We start from the raw sequence: 19,242 nt of genomic DNA on the forward strand, positions 1-19,242 counted from the left end.
AAAGCAATGATACAGGATAAAATGAACAGAGATCCCCGCCAATTAAATGCGCTGGCTTTGGCCTATATGGGCGATGCCGTCCTGGAAATGCGTGTTCGCCAGCACCTGCTCGCTGCAGGAGAGGTAAGGCCGAATCAAATGCAGCGGGCGGCGGTCCGCTATGTTTCAGCTAAAGCGCAGGCTTCCATCGTTCATGGCATATGGGATAAACTCAAAGAAGATGAAATAGCTGTTCTAAAAAGAGGGCGGAATGCAAAATCCGCCACCATGCCGAAAAACGCGGAAGTAGCGGATTATCGGTTGAGTACGGGCTTTGAGGCCCTCCTTGGTTTTCTTTACCTGACGCAGCAGGAGGAGAGGCTGGATCAAATATTAAACGATGCGATTGAATGGGTAGAAGCGGGCAGGTAGCAAAAGAATTGCCCGCTTTAATATTGAACAAGGAGTAAATTCATGAGTGAATATATTGTGGGAAAGAATCCTGTACTTGAAGCGCTCCGCTCAGGACGCTCCATTAATAAAATTTGGATTGCAGAAGGCTCACAGAAGGGAGTTACCGGCCAGGTAACGGCGCTTGCAAAGGAAGCAGGGGTCACCGTGCAGGTTGTGCCGCGCAAGAAGCTGGACCAGGCGGCGGAAGGGGAAAGCCACCAGGGAATTTTGGCTTATATCGCGGCTTATGACTATGTGGAACTGGATGATATTCTGCGGCGGGCTGATGCGTCCGGAGAACCGCCTTTTCTTGTTATTCTTGATGAAGTGGAAGACCCGCATAATCTGGGTTCCATTCTGCGGACGGCTGACGCAGCCGGTGTCCATGGGGTTATTATTCCAAAGCGGCGTGCCGCTGGGCTTACTTCTACCGTTGCGAAATCTTCGGCAGGCGCCATCGAGTACGTTCCGGTAGCACGGGTAACGAACATCGCGCGGACGATAGATGATCTTAAAGAGAAAAATATATGGGTGGTAGGAACCGACGCATCTGGTAAGGAGGAATTTCGTGAGGCGAGAATGGATATGGGGATTGCGCTGGTTATTGGCAGCGAAGGCAAGGGAATGAGCCGCCTGGTGAGAGAAAAGTGCGACTTTACCGTGAAATTGCCGATGGTTGGCCATGTCACCTCTCTTAATGCCTCAGTCGCCGGCGCGTTATTAATGTATGAGGTATACAGGCAGCGGCATCCACTGTCCCGCTAGATAAGGGGCTTAGGGGAAATGGAACAAATCCTAATCGTTGACGGCTATAATGTAATCGGAGACTGGGGACAGCTTAAAGAGCATAAAGAGAACAGTCTGGAAGAGGCCCGAAACGAACTTCTGTCTATGCTTGCTGATTACCAGGCATACACAGGAATAAAGGTCATTGTCGTGTTTGATGCCTATAATGTGAAGGGGATCGGCAGAAAGATTAAGCAGTTCCGATTAGACATCCGCTACACAAAAGAAAAGGAAACAGCGGATGAGATGATTGAGAGACTGGTGCGGGAATTATCCCACCGCCAGCGGCAGATTTACGTGGCCACATCCGATAATACGGAACAGCATGTGACGTTTGGCTATGGCGCATTGCGCAAACCTGTTCGGGAGTTATGGATCGATGTTAAGCAGGCGCAGGCGGATATCGGCGAGAAGGTAAAAAAAGCTAAGGAAAAGCCAAAAGGAAGAGGGCTTGTCCTGGATGATCATGTGCAAAAGATCTTTGAAAAGTGGCGCAGAGGCGAACATTGATTTGGTTGACGTTGGAAGATTACATAATGTATAATGTCCTTATCTGATGCGGCAGGTCGGAGGGATGATGTTTGGGCACTGATCACAACCGATTTGAAATGCTTTACGATGAAGACATTGTAGACCTTGTACGTATGGGCGATAGTGATGCACTGGAGTATTTGATTAACAAGTACAAAAACTTCGTTCGGGCAAAAGCAAGATCGTATTTTTTAATTGGAGCAGATCGTGAAGATATTGTGCAGGAAGGTATGATTGGCCTGTATAAATCAATTCGGGATTTCCGCGGCGATAAACTTGCATCCTTTAAAGCGTTTGCCGAATTGTGCATTACACGCCAGATTATTACGGCCATTAAAACGGCGACCAGGCAGAAGCATATTCCATTGAATTCTTATGTTTCCCTGGACAAGCCAATCTATGATGAAGATTCCGATCGTACTTTGCTGGATATTATCTGTGGAACCAGGGTAACAGATCCTGAAGAGCTGATTATTAACCAGGAAGAATATGATGACATTGAAGATAAAATGAGTGAACTTTTAAGCGATTTAGAACAGCAGGTTCTGCTGCTGTATCTGGACGGCCGATCTTATCAGGAGATTGCTGTCGATTTACGCCGTCATGTCAAATCGATTGACAATGCGCTGCAGCGTGTCAAACGCAAGCTTGAGCGGTATCTGGAAGTGCGGGAAGTTTCACAAGTATAGCTTTTAATTGAGCAGGGGGGATGCCCTGCTTTTTCTTTTGCAAAAAAAGAGCCATCTCGGCTTTAAAGCGGGGTATTAAGAACGCGTTAACCGTCAAGACTGGACTATAGTTGGCCTCTTTACATATGTTTTTTAAACCCATTGAAAACAAATATATATTTGACACTAAATTTCCATTGTGATAAAGTATTGGAGGTAGCCGTGTCAGCACGGTTATACTTTGATGCTATCATAATGGAACGGCATATAGGCCATTTCTGAATCTGTGGGAGGTGTAACATCATGCGGGTAATTGTGACTTTAGCGTGCACCGAGTGCAAACAACGCAACTATACCACAAACAAAAATAAACGCAAGCATCCAGACCGCATTGAGATGAAGAAGCATTGCAAATTCTGCAACGACCATACTCTTCATCGCGAGACTCGCTAGTTCGATGAGCTTGAATGTAATGGGGGGTGCGTTATGAGTTTTATTGAAAGACTCAAACGCGGACCGGCCTTCTTTAAAGAAGCCGTCACCGAGTTAAAGAAAGTTACCTGGCCAACGCGGAAAGAACTTTTGTCTTACTCCGCTGTTGTTCTTGTGACAGTTGCGCTGCTTGCGGCTTTCTTCGCGGTTATTGATTTAGGTATTTCCCAGTTGCTTGGACTCCTGGTTAAAGCAGGGAAATAATCGTTAGGGGGGTTAAGGACACCTGTTTGTCCTCAAATCATGGAAAAACACTGGTATGTAGTTCATACTTATTCAGGTTATGAGAATAAAGTTAAGACCAACCTTGAAAAAAGGGTAGAATCGATGGGTATGGAAGATAAGATCTTCCGTGTCATGATTCCGACAGAAGACGAAACCGAGGTTCGTGATGGCAAGAAGAAGGTTGTAACGAAAAAAGTCTTTCCGGGCTATGTGCTCGTGGAGATGGCTATGACCGATGATTCTTGGTACGTTGTTCGGAATACACCAGGTGTAACCGGATTTGTAGGCTCGGCAGGTGCTGGTTCGAAGCCGACACCTTTGCTTCCTGAAGAAGTTGCATCGATTATGAAACAAATGGGCGTGGAAGAAACAGCTCCGCGTTTTGACTTTGTGCTAAAGGAAATGGTCAAAGTTAAAGAAGGGCCATTCGCCAATATGGTTGGTTCGATTGAAGAAATTCAGGCGGACAAGCGCAAAGTCAAAGTTCTTGTTGATATGTTCGGAAGAGAGACACCGGTTGAGCTTGATTTTGCTCAAGTGGCTAAGCTATAAATAGACTTGAAATACATTTCCCCATATGGTATTTTCAAATTTGTTTACGTTTCTCTTAACATAGAAGGTATTGAGTTTGTTTTTAGGAGGTGGAATACATGGCTAAAAAAGTAATTAAAATGGTCAAACTTCAAATTCCTGCAGGTAAAGCAAACCCGGCACCACCGGTTGGTCCTGCTTTAGGTCAAGCTGGCGTTAACATCATGGGTTTCTGTAAGGAATTTAATGCGCGTACACAGGATCAGGCAGGCCTTATTATCCCTGTAGAAATCACTGTGTTCGAAGATCGTTCCTTCACATTTATTACTAAAACTCCTCCGGCTGCCGTACTGCTGAAAAAAGCAGCAGGCATTGAATCCGGTTCGAGCGTTCCTAATAAAACGAAAGTTGCAACTGTGAAGCGTGACAAAGTTCGCGAAATCGCTGAGCTCAAAATGCCGGACCTTAACGCAGCAAACGTTGAATCCGCTATGCGTATGGTTGAAGGTACAGCTCGTAGCATGGGTATTACAATCGAAGACTAATTCCCGGCTTAATAAAAATGGTTCTACCGAAGGGGTTGTGTGTGCAACGGGTTTTTGTGTTGGCAGCGCAGCCCCGTTTCGTGGGAGGTAAAACCGCTATTACCACATGAGGAGGATACAAAAATGGCTAAAAAAGGCAAGAATTATAAAGAAGCTGTAAAACTTGTAGACCGCTCGGTTCAGTATGATGCACCCGAAGCGTTTGAACTTGTGAAAAATGCTTCTAAAGCTAAGTTTGACGAAACAGTAGAAGTTGCATACCGCCTGGGTGTTGACCCTCGCAAAAACGATCAGCAAATCCGCGGTGCGGTTGTTCTTCCACATGGCACAGGTAAAACACAGCGCGTACTCGTATTCGCAAAAGGCGATAAAGCGAAAGAAGCGGAAGCTGCAGGCGCAGATTATGTAGGCGACGATGAATTCATCAATAAGATCCAGCAGGGCTGGTTCGAATTCGATGTTGTTGTTGCTACACCTGATATGATGGGTACAGTGGGCCGTCTGGGCCGTGTGCTTGGACCTAAAGGTTTAATGCCAAACCCTAAAACAGGCACTGTAACATTCGAAGTAGAAAAAGCTGTTAATGAAATTAAAGCCGGTAAAATCGAATACCGTACAGATAAAGCGGGTAACATTCATGCGCCAATCGGTAAGGTTTCATTTGATGTGGATAAACTGGTTGAGAATTTCAACGCTTTAACAGATGCTTTGAATAAAGCGAAGCCAGCTGCTGCAAAAGGCATATTCATGAAGAACGTTACAGTAAGCTCTACAATGGGCCCTGGCGTTCGCGTTAACGCAGTAAAATAATTTCTTGACATTAACTTTGTTAATTGATATAATATTTCTTGTTGATAAAAGAATAGTCCGTTACCGTAGACAGAAGGTGCGTTTTGCTTAATATCCTTCCGAGGTGCTGAAGAATATAAATTCGAAGCCTTCGCATGTCTGCGGAGGCTTTTTTTGATACAGGATCTCATGCTACAGGAGGTGTAAAAATGTCCGTACGTGAAGAAAAAGTTCAAGCCGTAAGTGAGATTGTCGATAAATTCCGCAGCAGCAAAAGCACAGTGGTTGCTGATTACCGCGGTTTAAACGTAGCTCAGGTTACTCAACTTCGCAAACTTTGCCGTGAAGCAGGTGTGGATTTCAAAGTCTATAAAAATACACTGGCTCGCCGTGCTACTGCAGAAGTAGAATTAACTGGTCTTGATGAATACCTTACTGGCCCAACAGCCATTGCTTTCAGCATGGAAGATGAAATGGCGGCCGCTAAAGTATTATCGGATTTTGCTAAAGCAAACGAAGCACTTGAAATTAAAGCTGGCGTTCTGGAAGGCAACGTGATGAATGCTGCTGAAGTAAAAGCGATCGCAAGCCTGCCAAACCGCGAAGGTTTACTTTCTATGCTGCTTAGTGTACTTCAAGCGCCTATGCGCAACTTCGCTCTTGCTGTTAAAGCTGTTGGTGACCAAAAAGAAGGCCAAGGGGCTTAATTTAAAAACCTGTTAGGAGGACTAATAACAATGAGTAAAGAACAAATCATTGATGCGATTAAAGAAATGTCCGTTCTTGAACTGAACGATCTTGTTAAAGCAATTGAAGAAGAATTTGGCGTAACTGCAGCTGCACCTGTAGCTGTTGCTGGCGCTGCTGGCGGTGCTGCTGAAGCTGAACAAACTGAATTCACAGTTGTTCTTGCTAGCGCTGGCGGATCTAAAATCAACGTTATCAAAGTTGTTCGTGAAATCACTGGCCTTGGTCTGAAAGAAGCTAAAGCTATGGTTGATGGCGCTCCTGCTAACGTTAAAGAAGGCATTTCTAAAGAAGATGCTGAAGCAATCAAAGCTAAGCTTGAAGAAGCTGGCGCATCTGTAGAAGTTAAGTAATTTCCGTTTGCTGCTGAGAGTCTGGTGCATGAACTGCACCAGGCTTTTTGTGTTATATAGAATAGAGTTAACAGGGTTATAATAGAACAAATGAATGTAAAAGAGTGGTGTTTTGATGGAGCATTACTATACGAATCAGCCGGAAACAGAAAGCCGTGAGCAGACATTTACGTTTACGCTGCGAGGAAGAGATTTTCGTTTTATTACGGACCGCGGAGTGTTTTCGAAAGATAGGATTGACTTTGGAAGTGTGCTTCTAGTTGAAACTATGGAGATCGAGGACGGGATGGATGTACTGGATATCGGCTGCGGTTATGGCCCGATGGGAATGGCTGCATCTGTACTTACTCCACACGGGAATGTGAAAATGGTAGATATTAATGAACGTGCCGTATCTCTTGCCAACCGGAATCTTGAATTAAATGGAATTACAAATGCAAGGGCCCTTGTTAGCGACAGGCTGCAATCACTGGCACAAAATGAACGTTTTGATGTGGTTATTACCAATCCGCCCATAAGAGCTGGCAAAAAAGTTGTACATGCTATCTTTGAAGATGCCCATAAGCATTTAAGAAGCGGGGGAGCGTTGTGGGTTGTGATCCAGAAGAAGCAGGGAGCTCCATCGGCGTTTGCCAGGCTGCAGGAACTGTTTGCAGAAGTTGAAGAAGTCGAGAGAAAAAAAGGATATGCTATTTTCAGAGCAATAAAAGAATAAACGGCCGGAACAGTTGACTTGATATTGCAATTGTGATATCGTTATATAATGCCACCGAAATGTTAAGTGGGATGTTATTATTGCATAAAAAGTCAACCTTTTTTTTCGCGTTAAAATAAGGTTTTACGAGCAGGTATGTAAGTGTTACCTTTTGTTAATCATTATATAATATTACGTACCGGTTCTTCAAATTAATAATAAAGTCTTCTATAGTAGGAGACTTTGTTCTTTTTTGTGCAAAAACTCGGTTTGAGAGGTGAATGAGTTGGCAGGTCATCTAATTCAATCTGGACGTCATCGCCAGCGTCGCAGTTACGCTAGAATTCAAGAGGTAATGGAATTACCAAACCTAATTGAGATCCAACAAAAATCGTATCAGTGGTTCCTTGATGAAGGACTGCGGGAAATGTTTCAAGACATTTCTCCGATTCAGGATTTCACAGGTAATCTTGTGCTTGAGTTCATTGACTATAGTCTCGGTGAACCGAAGTACTCTGTCGATGAATCCAAAGAGCGGGATGTTACGTATGCGGCACCGCTGCGCGTGAAAGTTCGTCTCATTAACAAAGAGACGGGAGAAGTTAAGGAACAAGAAGTGTTTATGGGTGATTTTCCACTTATGACAGAAACGGGTACCTTTGTTATTAATGGTGCTGAACGTGTTATTGTCAGTCAGCTTGTTCGTTCTCCTAGCGTGTATTTCAGCACAAAAATAGATAAAAACGGAAAACAGGCTTATACGGCGACTGTTATTCCGAACCGGGGCGCATGGCTGGAACTCGAGACGGATGCCAAGGATATTATTTATGTTCGTATCGACCGTACAAGGAAAATACCGGTTACGGTTCTTTTGCGTGCATTGGGTTTTGGAACAGATGTTGAGATTCTAAACCTCCTCGGTGAAGATGAGTTCCTTAAAAATACACTTGAAAAGGATAACACAGATTCAACGGAGAAAGCGCTGATTGAAATCTACGAAAGGCTCCGTCCTGGAGAGCCTCCTACAGTAGAAAATGCAAAAAGCTTGCTAATTTCCCGTTTCTTCGATCCAAAGCGTTATGACTTAGCAAATGTAGGACGCTATAAAATTAATAAAAAGCTTCATATTAAAAATAGACTTTATAACCAGCGTCTTGCTGAAACGCTAGTTGACGAGGCAACCGGTGAAATTATTGCGGAAGCCGGGCAGGTTGTAGACCGGCGTTTGCTGGATCGAATCCTTCCGTATCTGGAAGACAACGTTGGATTTGTTAACGTTCGCCCTCGCGGCGGTGTGTTGGATGATGAAGTTCGCCTACAGGCTATTAAGATTTTTTCTCCAATAGAAGATGGCAAGGTTATCAAGGTTATGGCGAATGGTATTATCGACAAGACCGTTAAACATATTACGCCTGCAGATATTGTTTCATCTATCAACTATTTTATGAACCTCTTACACGGCATTGGAACTACAGATGATATTGACCATCTGGGTAACCGCCGTCTGCGTTCAGTTGGTGAACTTCTGCAGAATCAGTTCCGGATCGGTCTGTCCCGTATGGAACGGGTAGTTCGGGAGAGGATGTCTATTCAGGACGCCAATGCCATTACTCCACAGGCTCTTATTAATATTCGACCGGTTATCGCGTCTATTAAAGAGTTCTTTGGGAGTTCCCAGCTTTCCCAGTTCATGGACCAGACAAATCCGCTGGCTGAACTTACACATAAACGGCGTTTATCTGCACTGGGACCTGGTGGTTTAACCCGTGAACGCGCAGGATTTGAAGTGCGCGACGTTCACCATTCTCACTATGGCCGGATGTGCCCGATTGAAACGCCTGAGGGACCAAACATTGGTCTTATCAACTCACTATCAAGTTATGCACGAATAAACGAATATGGTTTTATTGAAACACCACGCCGCCGGATTGATCCGGAAACAGGCCGTGTCACGAATGAAATCAATTACCTTACAGCAGATGAAGAAGATGTCTTCAACATCGCGCAGGCTAATGCTCCGATTACGGAGGAAGGCGAGTTCATTAACGATACCGTTATTTGCCGCCGCCGCGGTGAAATCGTAACGGTCCCTAAAGATAAAGTAGACTTCATGGATGTGTCGCCTAAGCAGGTTGTATCCGTAGCGACCGCCATGATTCCATTCCTGGAAAATGACGATGCGAACCGCGCCCTCATGGGATCAAACATGCAGCGGCAGGCCGTACCGCTTCTTATTCCACAAGCTCCGTTTATCGGAACGGGTATGGAACATAAGGCTGCCAAAGACTCCGGTGTTGCCATCGTTGTCCGCAACGCTGGTGTGGTCGAGCGCGTAACCGCACGCGAGATTTGGGTGCGCCGCCAGGAAGAAGTAGATGGCAGAACGATCATGGGAGACATTGACAAATACAAGCTTCATAAGTTTGAACGCTCTAACCAGGGAACCTGTATCAATCAACGCCCTATCATTAAAAAGGGTGAATTTGTTGAAGTGGGGGACATCGTCGCTGACGGTCCTTCAACAGAGGCTGGCGAATTAGCGCTTGGACGCAATGTGGTCGTAGCCTTTATGACCTGGGAAGGTTATAACTATGAGGATGCGATCCTGCTTAGCGAAAAACTCGTAAAAGAGGATGTTTATACCTCTATCCATATCGAGGAATACGAGTCAGAGGCACGTGATACGAAGCTTGGGCCTGAAGAGATCACCCGTGACATTCCAAATGTCGGGGAAGAAGCGCTGAAAAACCTGGATGAACGCGGCATTATTCGCGTAGGTGCCGAAATCAATGACGGTGATATCCTCGTTGGTAAGGTAACGCCTAAAGGGGTAACGGAACTTACTGCCGAAGAAAGACTTCTACATGCGATCTTCGGTGAGAAAGCTCGTGAGGTTCGTGATACTTCCCTTCGTGTACCGCATGGCGGCTCAGGTATCATTGTGGATGTTAAAGTGTTTACCCGCGACAACGGGGATGAACTCCCGCCAGGTGTAAACCAGCTGGTTCGCGTATACATCGCCCAGAAGCGTAAAATCTCCGTGGGTGACAAAATGGCAGGACGCCATGGTAACAAAGGGGTTATCGCACGCATTCTGCCTGAAGAAGATATGCCGTTTATGCCGGATGGCACGCCTGTACAGGTTGTACTGAACCCGCTGGGCGTACCTTCACGGATGAACATCGGGCAGGCGCTGGAAGTACATCTTGGCATGGCTGCCCGCGCACTCGGGATTCACATTGCAACGCCGGTATTTGACGGTGCCCGTGAAGATGACGTGTTCGATGCGCTGGAAGAAGCGGGACTTAGCCGCACCGGTAAAACGGTTCTGTTTGACGGACGCACAGGCGAGCCGTTCGACCGTACCGTAACCGTGGGTGTCATGTACATGATTAAACTGGCACATATGGTTGATGACAAAATTCACGCCCGTTCAACGGGACCATACTCGCTTGTTACGCAGCAGCCGCTCGGTGGTAAAGCCCAGTTTGGCGGCCAGCGTTTTGGTGAGATGGAGGTTTGGGCGCTTGAGGCTTATGGGGCAGCTTATACGCTGCAAGAAATTCTTACGGTTAAATCAGACGATGTTGTGGGTCGTGTGAAGACATACGAATCCATTGTTAAAGGGGAAAATGTACCGGAACCTGGTGTACCGGAATCCTTTAAGGTTTTAATTAAAGAGCTGCAGAGCTTGGGTATGGACGTAAAAATCCTCTCAGAAGATGAGCAGGAGATTGAAATGCGCGACATCGATGAAGATGATGATGCAGCCGGCGAGAAGCTCAGCCTTAACTTAAGCGGAACCGAAGAGTAAAGGGATTAAACCGGGAAGTATTGGGAGGTATGCGCCTTGTTAGATGTGAATAATTTCGAGTATATGAAAATCGGCCTCGCATCACCGGAGAAGATCCGCTCCTGGTCCTACGGGGAAGTTAAAAAACCTGAAACAATTAATTACCGGACATTAAAGCCGGAAAAAGAAGGCTTGTTCTGCGAGAAGATTTTTGGTCCAACGAAGGACTGGGAATGCCATTGCGGTAAATACAAGCGTGTTCGTTACAAAGGCGTAGTCTGCGACCGCTGCGGCGTAGAAGTGACCCGCGCGAAAGTACGCCGGGAACGCATGGGGCATATTGAGCTAGCTGCCCCTGTGTCCCACATCTGGTATTTCAAAGGAATTCCGAGCCGTATGGGGCTTGTGCTAGACATGTCCCCGCGTTCGCTTGAAGAGATCATTTATTTTGCATCTTATGTGGTAACCGAACCAGGTGAAACGCCGCTTGAGAAAAAGCAGCTTTTATCCGAGAAGGAGTACCGTACCTACCGTGAGAAGTATGGCAATGCATTCCAGGCTGGCATGGGTGCCGAATCCATAAAACGGCTTCTGGCAGAAATCGACTTGGATAAAGATGTTGATTACCTGAAGGAAGAGTTAAAATCTGCTCAAGGCCAGCGCCGCAGCCGTGTCATTAAACGTCTTGAAGTGCTGGAAGCTTTCCGGAACTCCGGCAACCACCCTGATTGGATGGTACTCGATGTGCTGCCGGTTATTCCTCCTGAGCTGCGCCCAATGGTACAGCTGGATGGCGGACGGTTTGCAACGTCTGACCTGAACGATTTATACCGCCGCGTAATTAACCGGAACAACCGCTTGAAGCGCTTGCTTGATCTGGGGGCACCGGACATTATCGTGCAGAACGAGAAGCGGATGCTGCAGGAAGCTGTCGATGCACTTATCGATAACGGCCGCCGCGGCCGTCCTGTCACAGGACCGGGCAACCGTCCGCTTAAATCCCTCAGCCACATGCTGAAAGGTAAACAGGGCCGTTTCCGTCAGAACCTGCTCGGAAAACGCGTTGACTATTCCGGACGTTCGGTAATTGTTGTAGGGCCTCACCTGAAGATGTACCAGTGCGGTCTGCCGAAAGAAATGGCACTTGAGCTGTTCAAGCCATTTGTTATGAAAGAACTTGTCTCTCAAGGGCTTGCTCATAATATTAAATCTGCCAAGCGGAAGGTTGAACGCATTCACCCTGAGGTGTGGGATGTGCTCGAAGATGTTATTAAAGAACATCCGGTGCTGTTAAACCGTGCCCCCACCCTGCACAGACTGGGCATTCAGGCATTCGAACCTACGCTTGTCGAGGGGCGTGCAATCCGCCTGCATCCCCTCGTATGTACGGCCTACAACGCGGACTTCGACGGAGACCAAATGGCTGTTCACGTGCCGCTCTCGGCTGAAGCACAGGCTGAAGCCCGCTTGTTAATGCTCGCTGCGCAGAACATCCTGAACCCGAAAGACGGGAAGCCGGTTGTTACACCTTCTCAGGACATGGTTCTGGGAACGTACTATCTAACCATGGAAAACAGCAAGGCGCCGAATGAAGGCAAACTATTCCCGACCATTAACCAGGCTGTATCGGCTTATGCAAACGAGCATATTACCCTTCATACCCGCATTGCTATACCGGCTAAAAATCTGGGCAAGACATCTTTTACTCCAGAACAGGAGAACGCTCTGCTCGTGACAACGGTGGGAAAACTTATTTTTAACGAAATATTTCCACCTGAACTGCCGTTTATTAACGAACCGACGAAGAATAACCTGCAGAAGCTTGTACCTGATAAATACTTTATTTTCGATAAAGGCGTAGATATCAAAGGGTTTATTCAAGAACTGCCTGAAGTGGGAGCCGTTAAGAAAGGGTTCCTGGGAACCATCATCGCCGAGTGTTTCCGCCGTTTTGGTACCACACAGACTTCAGTAATCCTGGATAAAATCAAAGCGAACGGCTTTAAATACTCGACAAAGGCCGGTATTACGGTTGCCGTTTCAGATATCTCGACACCTCGGGAAAAACAGGAAATTCTTTCGGATGCGGACAAAAAAGTTGATCAGGTTATGCAGCAATACCGCCGCGGACTGATCACCGAGAATGAGCGTTATGACCGGGTAATCTCCATCTGGAGCCGGGCGAAGGACGATGTCACCAAAGTGCTGATGGCATCGCTCGATAAGTTCAATGCCATTAACATGATGGCTGACTCAGGTGCCCGCGGTAACGTATCGCAGATTACACAGCTTGCAGGAATGCGCGGTCTTATGGCGAACCCGTCCGGCCGTATCATCGAGCTCCCGATTAAATCGAATTTCCGGGAAGGCCTTACGGTGTTGGAATACTTTATCTCCACACACGGTGCCCGGAAAGGTCTTGCGGATACAGCCCTCCGTACAGCGGACTCTGGTTATCTGACTCGCCGTCTTGTAGACGTGGCACAGGATGTTATCGTCCGTGATGAAGATTGCGGAACAGACAAAGGGATTCCGGCGCGCGCGATTAAAGACGGCAATGAAGTCATTGAGGACTTGTATGACCGTCTGGTTGGCCGCTACTCATTTGAAACGGTACGCCACCCGCAAACACGTGAAGTGATCATTGGCCGCAATGAGCTGATTGACGAAGAGATAGCAGACGAAATTATCGCGGCGGGTATCGAAACCGTTAATATCCGTTCCGTTATCGGCTGTCGGACCCAGCATGGAGTATGTAAGAAATGCTACGGCCGTAACCTCGCAACCGGTAAAAAGGTTGATGTCGGGGAAGCTGTAGGTATTATCGCTGCCCAGTCCATCGGGGAACCAGGTACACAGCTTACGATGCGTACGTTCCATACCGGTGGGGTTGCAGGGGACGATATTACCCAGGGTCTTCCTCGTATCCAGGAGCTTTTCGAAGCGCGTAATCCTAAAGGTCAGGCTGTCATTACGGAAATTGAAGGGGAAATCATCGATATCCGTGAAGGCAAGGACCGTCGCGAGGTGGAAGTGCGCGGTGAAACGGAGAATAAGGTGTATCAAATTCCTTATGGTTCCCGCCTCAAGGTTAGCGTAGGCAGCAAAGTAGATATTGGTGAAGAATTAACAGAGGGTTCGGTTGACCCGAAAGAAATGCTGAAAGTACGCGGTATGCGTGGCGTTCAGTACTACATCCTGCAGGAAGTGCAAAAGGTATACCGTATGCAGGGGGTAGAAATTAACGACAAGCACGTAGAAGTTATGATCCGTCAGATGCTGCGCAAAGTTCGCGTGGTTGATAATGGCGAAACCGATCTGCTTCCAGGTTCTTTTGTTGAAATTCATCAGTTTGAAGAAGCGAACCGCAGAGCGCTGCTTGATGGCAAAAACCCGGCTGTGGCGCGTCCTGTTCTGCTTGGTATCACGAAAGCATCGCTGGAGACGGATTCCTTCCTGTCAGCTGCATCCTTCCAGGAGACCACCCGTGTTCTTACTGATGCAGCGATCAAAGGAAAAATTGACCGTCTGCTCGGCCTGAAGGAGAATGTTATTATTGGTAAGCTGGTACCGGCTGGTACAGGTATGAACCAGTACCGCAACATTAAGCTCTCTCATCGCCTGATGCAGAACGAAGAGATGGCCGAGGGACTGGCAGCGATGAATGAAACGCCTGAGGATGTAATGGTTGAAAAGTAATTTTAAGCAATGGTTGACACCGACTCTTTCAGATGGTATTATATCGAAGTGTGCCTAATACCTGTACTTTGGAGGATATGAAAATGTCTTATGAAAAAGTAGAGCAGGCAACGTCCGTTATAATCGGCACGAAGCAGACGCAGCGAGCCATTGAAGCTGGCAGAGCAGCAGAAGTTATTCTGGCGAGAGATGCGGATGCAAAAATTTTAAGCAAAATTGTTTCAATCTGCAAAGAGAAGGGTCTGCCAATCCATTACGTTGATTCCATGCACCGCCTCGGTAAGGCGTGCGGGATAGATGTTGGAGCAGCGGTGGTTGCTATAAAATAGTATATGTTTCTAAAAGATGTTTTTGCTTAGGTCTGTGTGCCGGTTCGCACTCACTGCAGCGGGCACACAGCAGCAAAAACTTTTCATTTGCACTTTTATGAACCACCAGGACCTGTGGTCTTAAACTGTACAGTATTGGAAGGAGGTGCGACGGATGCCGACAATTAATCAACTCGTGCGCAAAGGTCGCGAAAGCAAAGAATACAAATCTAAATCACCAGCTCTTACTAAAGGTTACAACAGTATGAAAAAAGAGCTGACCAACGTGAACTCTCCTCAAAAACGTGGAGTATGTACTCGTGTTGGTACGATGACACCGAAGAAACCAAACTCAGCTTTACGTAAATATGCTCGTGTACGTTTAACAAACGGTATCGAGGTAACAGCGTATATTCCGGGTATTGGCCATAACCTTCAAGAACACAGCGTGGTTCTTGTTCGTGGCGGTCGTGTAAAAGACCTGCCAGGTGTACGTTACAAAATCGTACGCGGTGCTTTAGATACAGCTGGCGTGCAAAATCGTATGCAATCCCGTTCTAAATACGGTTCAAAACGCCCTAAAGCTCCTAAAGCGTAAGGAATAGCGTAAGGAATCGTGTGAGGAATCGCATCTACAATCTATTAAAATTGCAAGCAAAGGAGGGGAAATGAATGCCACGTAAAGGCCCAGTACCTCGTCGTGATGTATTACCCGACCCGATTTATAACAGTAAATTAGTAACTCGTTTAATCAATCGTATGATGATTGACGGAAAGCGCGGAGTTTCTCAACAAATTCTGTATGGTGCTTTCAATATTGTCCAAGAACGCGCAGGTCGTGAAGCGATGGAAGTGTTCGAAGAAGCAATGAAAAACATCATGCCAGTTCTTGAAGTACGCGCTCGCCGTGTAGGTGGTGCTAACTACCAGGTTCCGGTTGAAGTTCGCCCTGAACGCCGTACAACGCTTGGACTTCGCTGGTTGGTTGAATACTCCCGTAAACGCGGTGAGAAAACAATGGAAGAGCGTCTGGCTAATGAAATCCTGGACGCAGCTAATAACACAGGTGCTTCCGTGAAAAAACGCGAAGACACTCACAAAATGGCTGAAGCTAACAAAGCATTTGCTCACTATCGCTGGTAGAATTAAGGCGGCCTAATGCCGCTTTAGTTCCACATCCTTCAAATCTGAAAGGGGGCTATATTCAATGGGACGCGAATTCCCCTTAGCTAAAACCCGCAATATCGGTATCATGGCTCACATCGATGCTGGTAAAACCACGACTACTGAACGGATTCTGTTCTATACAGGCCGCGTTCATAAAATCGGGGAAACACATGAAGGTGCTTCGCAAATGGACTGGATGGAGCAGGAGCAGGAGCGTGGTATTACAATCACATCCGCTGCTACCACCGCCCAATGGAAAGGCTATCGCGTTAACATCATCGACACACCAGGACACGTAGACTTCACTGTTGAAGTAGAACGTTCCCTCCGTGTTCTTGATGGTGCGGTTGCCGTACTTGATGCACAGTCAGGTGTAGAACCACAAACGGAAACTGTATGGCGTCAGGCGACAACATACGGTGTACCGCGTATCGTTTTCGTTAACAAAATGGACAAAATCGGTGCGGACTTCCTTTATTCTGTTCGTACGCTGAAGGATCGCCTGCAGGCTAATGCTCATCCAATCCAATTACCGATTGGTGCAGAAGACCAATTCCGCGGCATTATCGATCTTGTTGAAAAGAAAACATACATCTATACAAATGACCTCGGTACAGATATTGAAATTACTGATGGTTTCCCGGCTGAATATGAAAGCCAGGCAGAAGAACTTCGCGGTCAGCTAATCGAAGCGGTTGCTGAATTCGATGAAGAACTGATGATGAAATATCTTGAAGGCGAAGAAGTTACGAACGAAGAAATCAAAGAAGCGATCCGCAAAGCGACAATCAGCGTTGAATTTTTCCCGGTAACTTGTGGTTCTGCCTTTAAGAATAAAGGCGTTCAACCGATGCTGGATGCGGTTATCGATTACCTTCCAGCACCAATTGATGTTCCGGCAATCAAGGGTACTATTCCGGACACGAATGAAGAAACCACACGTGAATCTGATGATTCGGCTGCTTTCTCAGCGCTGGCGTTCAAGATCATGACGGATCCATTCGTTGGAAAGTTAACCTTCTTCCGCGTTTACTCCGGCACACTTGAATCCGGTTCTTATGTTCTGAATTCTACTAAAGGGAAACGTGAACGTATCGGTCGTATCCTGCAAATGCACGCAAACCACCGTGAAGAAATCAAGATGGTTTACTCTGGTGACATCGCTGCAGGCGTAGGTCTTAAAGATACAACTACAGGGGACACTCTTTGCGATGAGAAGAACCCTGTAATCCTTGAATCTATGGAATTCCCAGAGCCGGTTATCTCAATTGCTATTGAGCCGAAAACAAAGGCTGACCAGGATAAAATGGGTATGGCCCTTGCTAAGCTTGCTGATGAGGATCCGACTTTCAAAACGTATACGGACCAGGAAACCGGACAAACCATCATCTCTGGTATGGGTGAGCTTCACCTCGATATCATTGTTGACCGTATGAAGCGGGAATTCAAAGTAGAAGCAAACGTTGGTGCACCTCAGGTTGCATATAAGGAATCATTCCGCCAAGAAGCGAAAGTTGAATCCAAATATGCTAAACAATCCGGTGGTAAAGGCCAATACGGCCACGTTGTGGTTGAATTCGAACCAGGCGAACCAGGAACTGGCTATATCTTCGAAAACAAGGTTGTCGGCGGTGCAATTCCTCGTGAATACATTCCTGCCGTTCAGGCTGGTATCGAGGAAGCTATGGCTAATGGTGTTCTTGCAGGCTACCCAATTCTTGACCTCAAAGCTAGACTTGTTCATGGTAGCTACCATGAAGTTGACTCCTCTGAGATGGCGTTCAAAATCGCCGGCTCTATGGCATTAAAAGAAGCCGGTAAGAAAGCGAACCCAGCTATTCTTGAACCTGTAATGAAGGTTGAAGTTGTTGTTCCAGAAGAGTACATGGGCGATATCATGGGTGACGTAAGTTCCCGTCGTGGACGCATTGAAGGTATGGACGCTCGCGGTAATGCACAGGTAGTTCGTGCTTTCATCCCGCTTTCTGAAATGTTCGGATATGCAACGTCTCTTCGTTCCCGCACACAGGGACGCGGTACTTACAGCATGCACTTCGACCATTATGAAGAGGTGCCAAGAAACATCGCTGATGAAATCATCAAAAAAGCTAAAGGCGTTTAATTTATATCATTAACCCCTTTATTTTTCTATCAAGAAAGGTTTAAAATGTGTAGGGGATATACCATACTGTTTAAACCTTTCTTGTAAAAATACTTAATTTCTTAACCTACCCCTTAAGGAGGCTTTTTTCCAAATGGCTAAAGAAAAATATGAGCGGACGAAACCGCACGTAAACATTGGTACTATCGGTCACGTTGACCACGGTAAAACAACTTTAACAGCTGCTATTACAACTGTACTTTCTCAGTCTGGTAAAGCTAAAGCTATGGACTATGGTTCAATCGACGCTGCTCCAGAAGAGCGCGAGCGCGGTATCACAATCTCTACTGCACACGTTGAGTATGAAACTGAAAACCGTCACTATGCACACGTTGACTGCCCAGGACATGCTGACTATGTTAAAAACATGATCACTGGTGCTGCTCAAATGGACGGAGCAATCCTTGTTGTGTCCGCTGCTGACGGCCCTATGCCGCAAACTCGCGAGCACATCCTTCTTTCCCGCCAAGTAGGCGTACCTTACATCGTTGTATTCATGAACAAATGTGACATGGTTGACGATGAAGAATTACTTGAACTCGTTGAAATGGAAATTCGTGACCTTCTTTCTGAATATGAATTCCCTGGCGATGACATCCCGGTTGTTAAGGGTTCTGCTAAAGAAGCTCTTGAAAACCCAACTGGCGAATGGGCTGCACGCATCAATGAACTCATGGATGCTGTTGACTCTTACATCCCAACCCCAGAACGTGCAGTTGACCAACCTTTCCTTATGCCTGTTGAGGACGTGTTCTCAATCACAGGTCGTGGAACCGTTGCAACTGGTCGTGTAGAGCGCGGTGTGGTTAAAGTTGGTGACCAAGTTGAAATCATTGGTCTTACTGAAGAACCTAAAACTACAACTGTTACAGGTGTAGAAATGTTCCGTAAGCTTCTTGATCAAGCTCAAGCTGGTGACAACATCGGTGCGCTTCTTCGCGGTGTTGACCGTGCTGATATCGAACGTGGTCAAGTACTTGCAAAACCAGGTTCTGTAAAGCCTCACACTACTTTTACAGCTCAAATCTACGTTCTTTCTAAAGAAGAAGGTGGACGCCACACTCCTTTTTTCGCTAACTACCGTCCTCAGTTCTACTTCCGTACAACTGACGTGACAGGTATCATTAAACTTCCAGAAGGCACTGAAATGGTTATGCCTGGCGATAACGTTGAGATCACTGTTGAACTCATCAGCTCAATCGCTATGGAAGAAGGTACTCGCTTCGCTATCCGTGAAGGTGGACGTACTGTTGGTGCAGGTGCTGTTGCAACTATCATTAAATAATTTCGCTTTGTGCGATGAAAAAAGGATCCGGGGTTA

The 19,242-nt window shown here is 46.5% G+C and carries 19 protein-coding genes and 1 other annotated feature; all 19 genes read left to right on the forward strand.

The annotated features are described in order from the left end of the window. Window positions 1-6 precede the first annotated feature (6 nt). The 19 genes from PP175_RS01045 to tuf all read left to right on the forward strand — a co-directional run bounded on the left by PP175_RS01045 (window position 7) and on the right by tuf (window position 19,206). Window positions 7-411 carry a Mini-ribonuclease 3 gene (locus tag PP175_RS01045; RefSeq protein WP_272441070.1) on the forward strand — a complete coding sequence of 135 codons (405 nt, stop codon included), beginning with the start codon at window positions 7-9 and terminating at the stop codon, window positions 409-411. A 42-nt stretch (window positions 412-453) separates the two neighbouring features. Then, entirely contained in the window at window positions 454-1,197 is a 744-nt protein-coding gene (gene rlmB, locus PP175_RS01050; RefSeq protein ID WP_272441071.1) for a 23S rRNA (guanosine(2251)-2'-O)-methyltransferase RlmB, read from the forward strand. 18 nt (window positions 1,198-1,215) lie between these two features. Further along, window positions 1,216-1,728, forward strand: a complete 513-nt coding sequence (locus PP175_RS01055; RefSeq protein ID WP_272441072.1) for an NYN domain-containing protein — start codon at window positions 1,216-1,218, stop codon at window positions 1,726-1,728. A 71-nt stretch (window positions 1,729-1,799) separates the two neighbouring features. Further along, entirely contained in the window at window positions 1,800-2,438 is a 639-nt protein-coding gene (gene sigH, locus PP175_RS01060) for an RNA polymerase sporulation sigma factor SigH (protein WP_272441073.1), read from the forward strand. 282 nt (window positions 2,439-2,720) lie between these two features. Further along, window positions 2,721-2,870 carry a 50S ribosomal protein L33 gene (rpmG, locus tag PP175_RS01065; RefSeq protein ID WP_081413237.1) on the forward strand — a complete coding sequence of 50 codons (150 nt, stop codon included), beginning with the start codon at window positions 2,721-2,723 and terminating at the stop codon, window positions 2,868-2,870. Window positions 2,871-2,903: 33 nt separating this feature from the next. After that, entirely contained in the window at window positions 2,904-3,113 is a 210-nt protein-coding gene (gene secE, locus PP175_RS01070) for a preprotein translocase subunit SecE (RefSeq protein ID WP_272441075.1), read from the forward strand. A gap of 39 nt (window positions 3,114-3,152) precedes the next feature. Then, a complete protein-coding gene (nusG, locus tag PP175_RS01075) occupies window positions 3,153-3,686 on the forward strand; it encodes a transcription termination/antitermination protein NusG (protein ID WP_272441076.1) in 534 nt (177 codons plus the stop codon). A 98-nt stretch (window positions 3,687-3,784) separates the two neighbouring features. Continuing rightward, window positions 3,785-4,210 (forward strand): 50S ribosomal protein L11, encoded by a 426-nt coding sequence (gene rplK / locus PP175_RS01080; RefSeq protein ID WP_272441077.1) that lies wholly within the window; start codon window positions 3,785-3,787, stop codon window positions 4,208-4,210. Window positions 4,211-4,333: 123 nt separating this feature from the next. Next, the gene (gene rplA / locus PP175_RS01085) at window positions 4,334-5,020 is read left to right on the forward strand and encodes a 50S ribosomal protein L1 (protein ID WP_272441078.1); all 687 of its coding nucleotides are present in this window, start codon (window positions 4,334-4,336) and stop codon (window positions 5,018-5,020) included. Window positions 5,021-5,065: 45 nt separating this feature from the next. Beyond that, window positions 5,066-5,184 (forward strand) — a sequence feature (ribosomal protein L10 leader region). 24 nt (window positions 5,185-5,208) lie between these two features. After that, window positions 5,209-5,706: a 50S ribosomal protein L10 gene (gene rplJ, locus PP175_RS01090; RefSeq protein WP_272441079.1), complete on the forward strand. Its 498-nt coding sequence runs from the start codon at window positions 5,209-5,211 to the stop codon at window positions 5,704-5,706. A 30-nt stretch (window positions 5,707-5,736) separates the two neighbouring features. After that, window positions 5,737-6,099, forward strand: coding sequence for a 50S ribosomal protein L7/L12 (gene rplL / locus PP175_RS01095; protein WP_272441080.1), 363 nt, complete (start codon window positions 5,737-5,739; stop codon window positions 6,097-6,099). Between the two features lie 112 nt (window positions 6,100-6,211). Further along, window positions 6,212-6,814, forward strand: coding sequence for a class I SAM-dependent methyltransferase (locus tag PP175_RS01100; protein ID WP_272441081.1), 603 nt, complete (start codon window positions 6,212-6,214; stop codon window positions 6,812-6,814). Between the two features lie 265 nt (window positions 6,815-7,079). After that, window positions 7,080-10,607 carry a DNA-directed RNA polymerase subunit beta gene (gene rpoB / locus PP175_RS01105; RefSeq protein WP_272441082.1) on the forward strand — a complete coding sequence of 1,176 codons (3,528 nt, stop codon included), beginning with the start codon at window positions 7,080-7,082 and terminating at the stop codon, window positions 10,605-10,607. Window positions 10,608-10,643: 36 nt separating this feature from the next. Beyond that, window positions 10,644-14,285, forward strand: coding sequence for a DNA-directed RNA polymerase subunit beta' (gene rpoC / locus PP175_RS01110; RefSeq protein WP_272441083.1), 3,642 nt, complete (start codon window positions 10,644-10,646; stop codon window positions 14,283-14,285). 83 nt (window positions 14,286-14,368) lie between these two features. Beyond that, a complete protein-coding gene (locus PP175_RS01115) occupies window positions 14,369-14,614 on the forward strand; it encodes a 50S ribosomal protein L7ae-like protein (RefSeq protein WP_272441084.1) in 246 nt (81 codons plus the stop codon). Between the two features lie 154 nt (window positions 14,615-14,768). After that, a complete protein-coding gene (gene rpsL / locus PP175_RS01120; protein WP_272441085.1) occupies window positions 14,769-15,191 on the forward strand; it encodes a 30S ribosomal protein S12 in 423 nt (140 codons plus the stop codon). A gap of 74 nt (window positions 15,192-15,265) precedes the next feature. Further along, entirely contained in the window at window positions 15,266-15,736 is a 471-nt protein-coding gene (rpsG, locus tag PP175_RS01125) for a 30S ribosomal protein S7 (RefSeq protein WP_272441086.1), read from the forward strand. 64 nt (window positions 15,737-15,800) lie between these two features. Then, window positions 15,801-17,882, forward strand: a complete 2,082-nt coding sequence (fusA, locus tag PP175_RS01130) for an elongation factor G (protein ID WP_272441087.1) — start codon at window positions 15,801-15,803, stop codon at window positions 17,880-17,882. A gap of 133 nt (window positions 17,883-18,015) precedes the next feature. Further along, window positions 18,016-19,206: an elongation factor Tu gene (tuf, locus tag PP175_RS01135; RefSeq protein ID WP_272441088.1), complete on the forward strand. Its 1,191-nt coding sequence runs from the start codon at window positions 18,016-18,018 to the stop codon at window positions 19,204-19,206. Window positions 19,207-19,242 lie beyond the last annotated feature (36 nt).

It is taken from the genome of Aneurinibacillus sp. Ricciae_BoGa-3 (assembly GCF_028421645.1).
Classification (GTDB): Bacteria; Bacillota; Bacilli; order Aneurinibacillales; family Aneurinibacillaceae; genus Aneurinibacillus_B.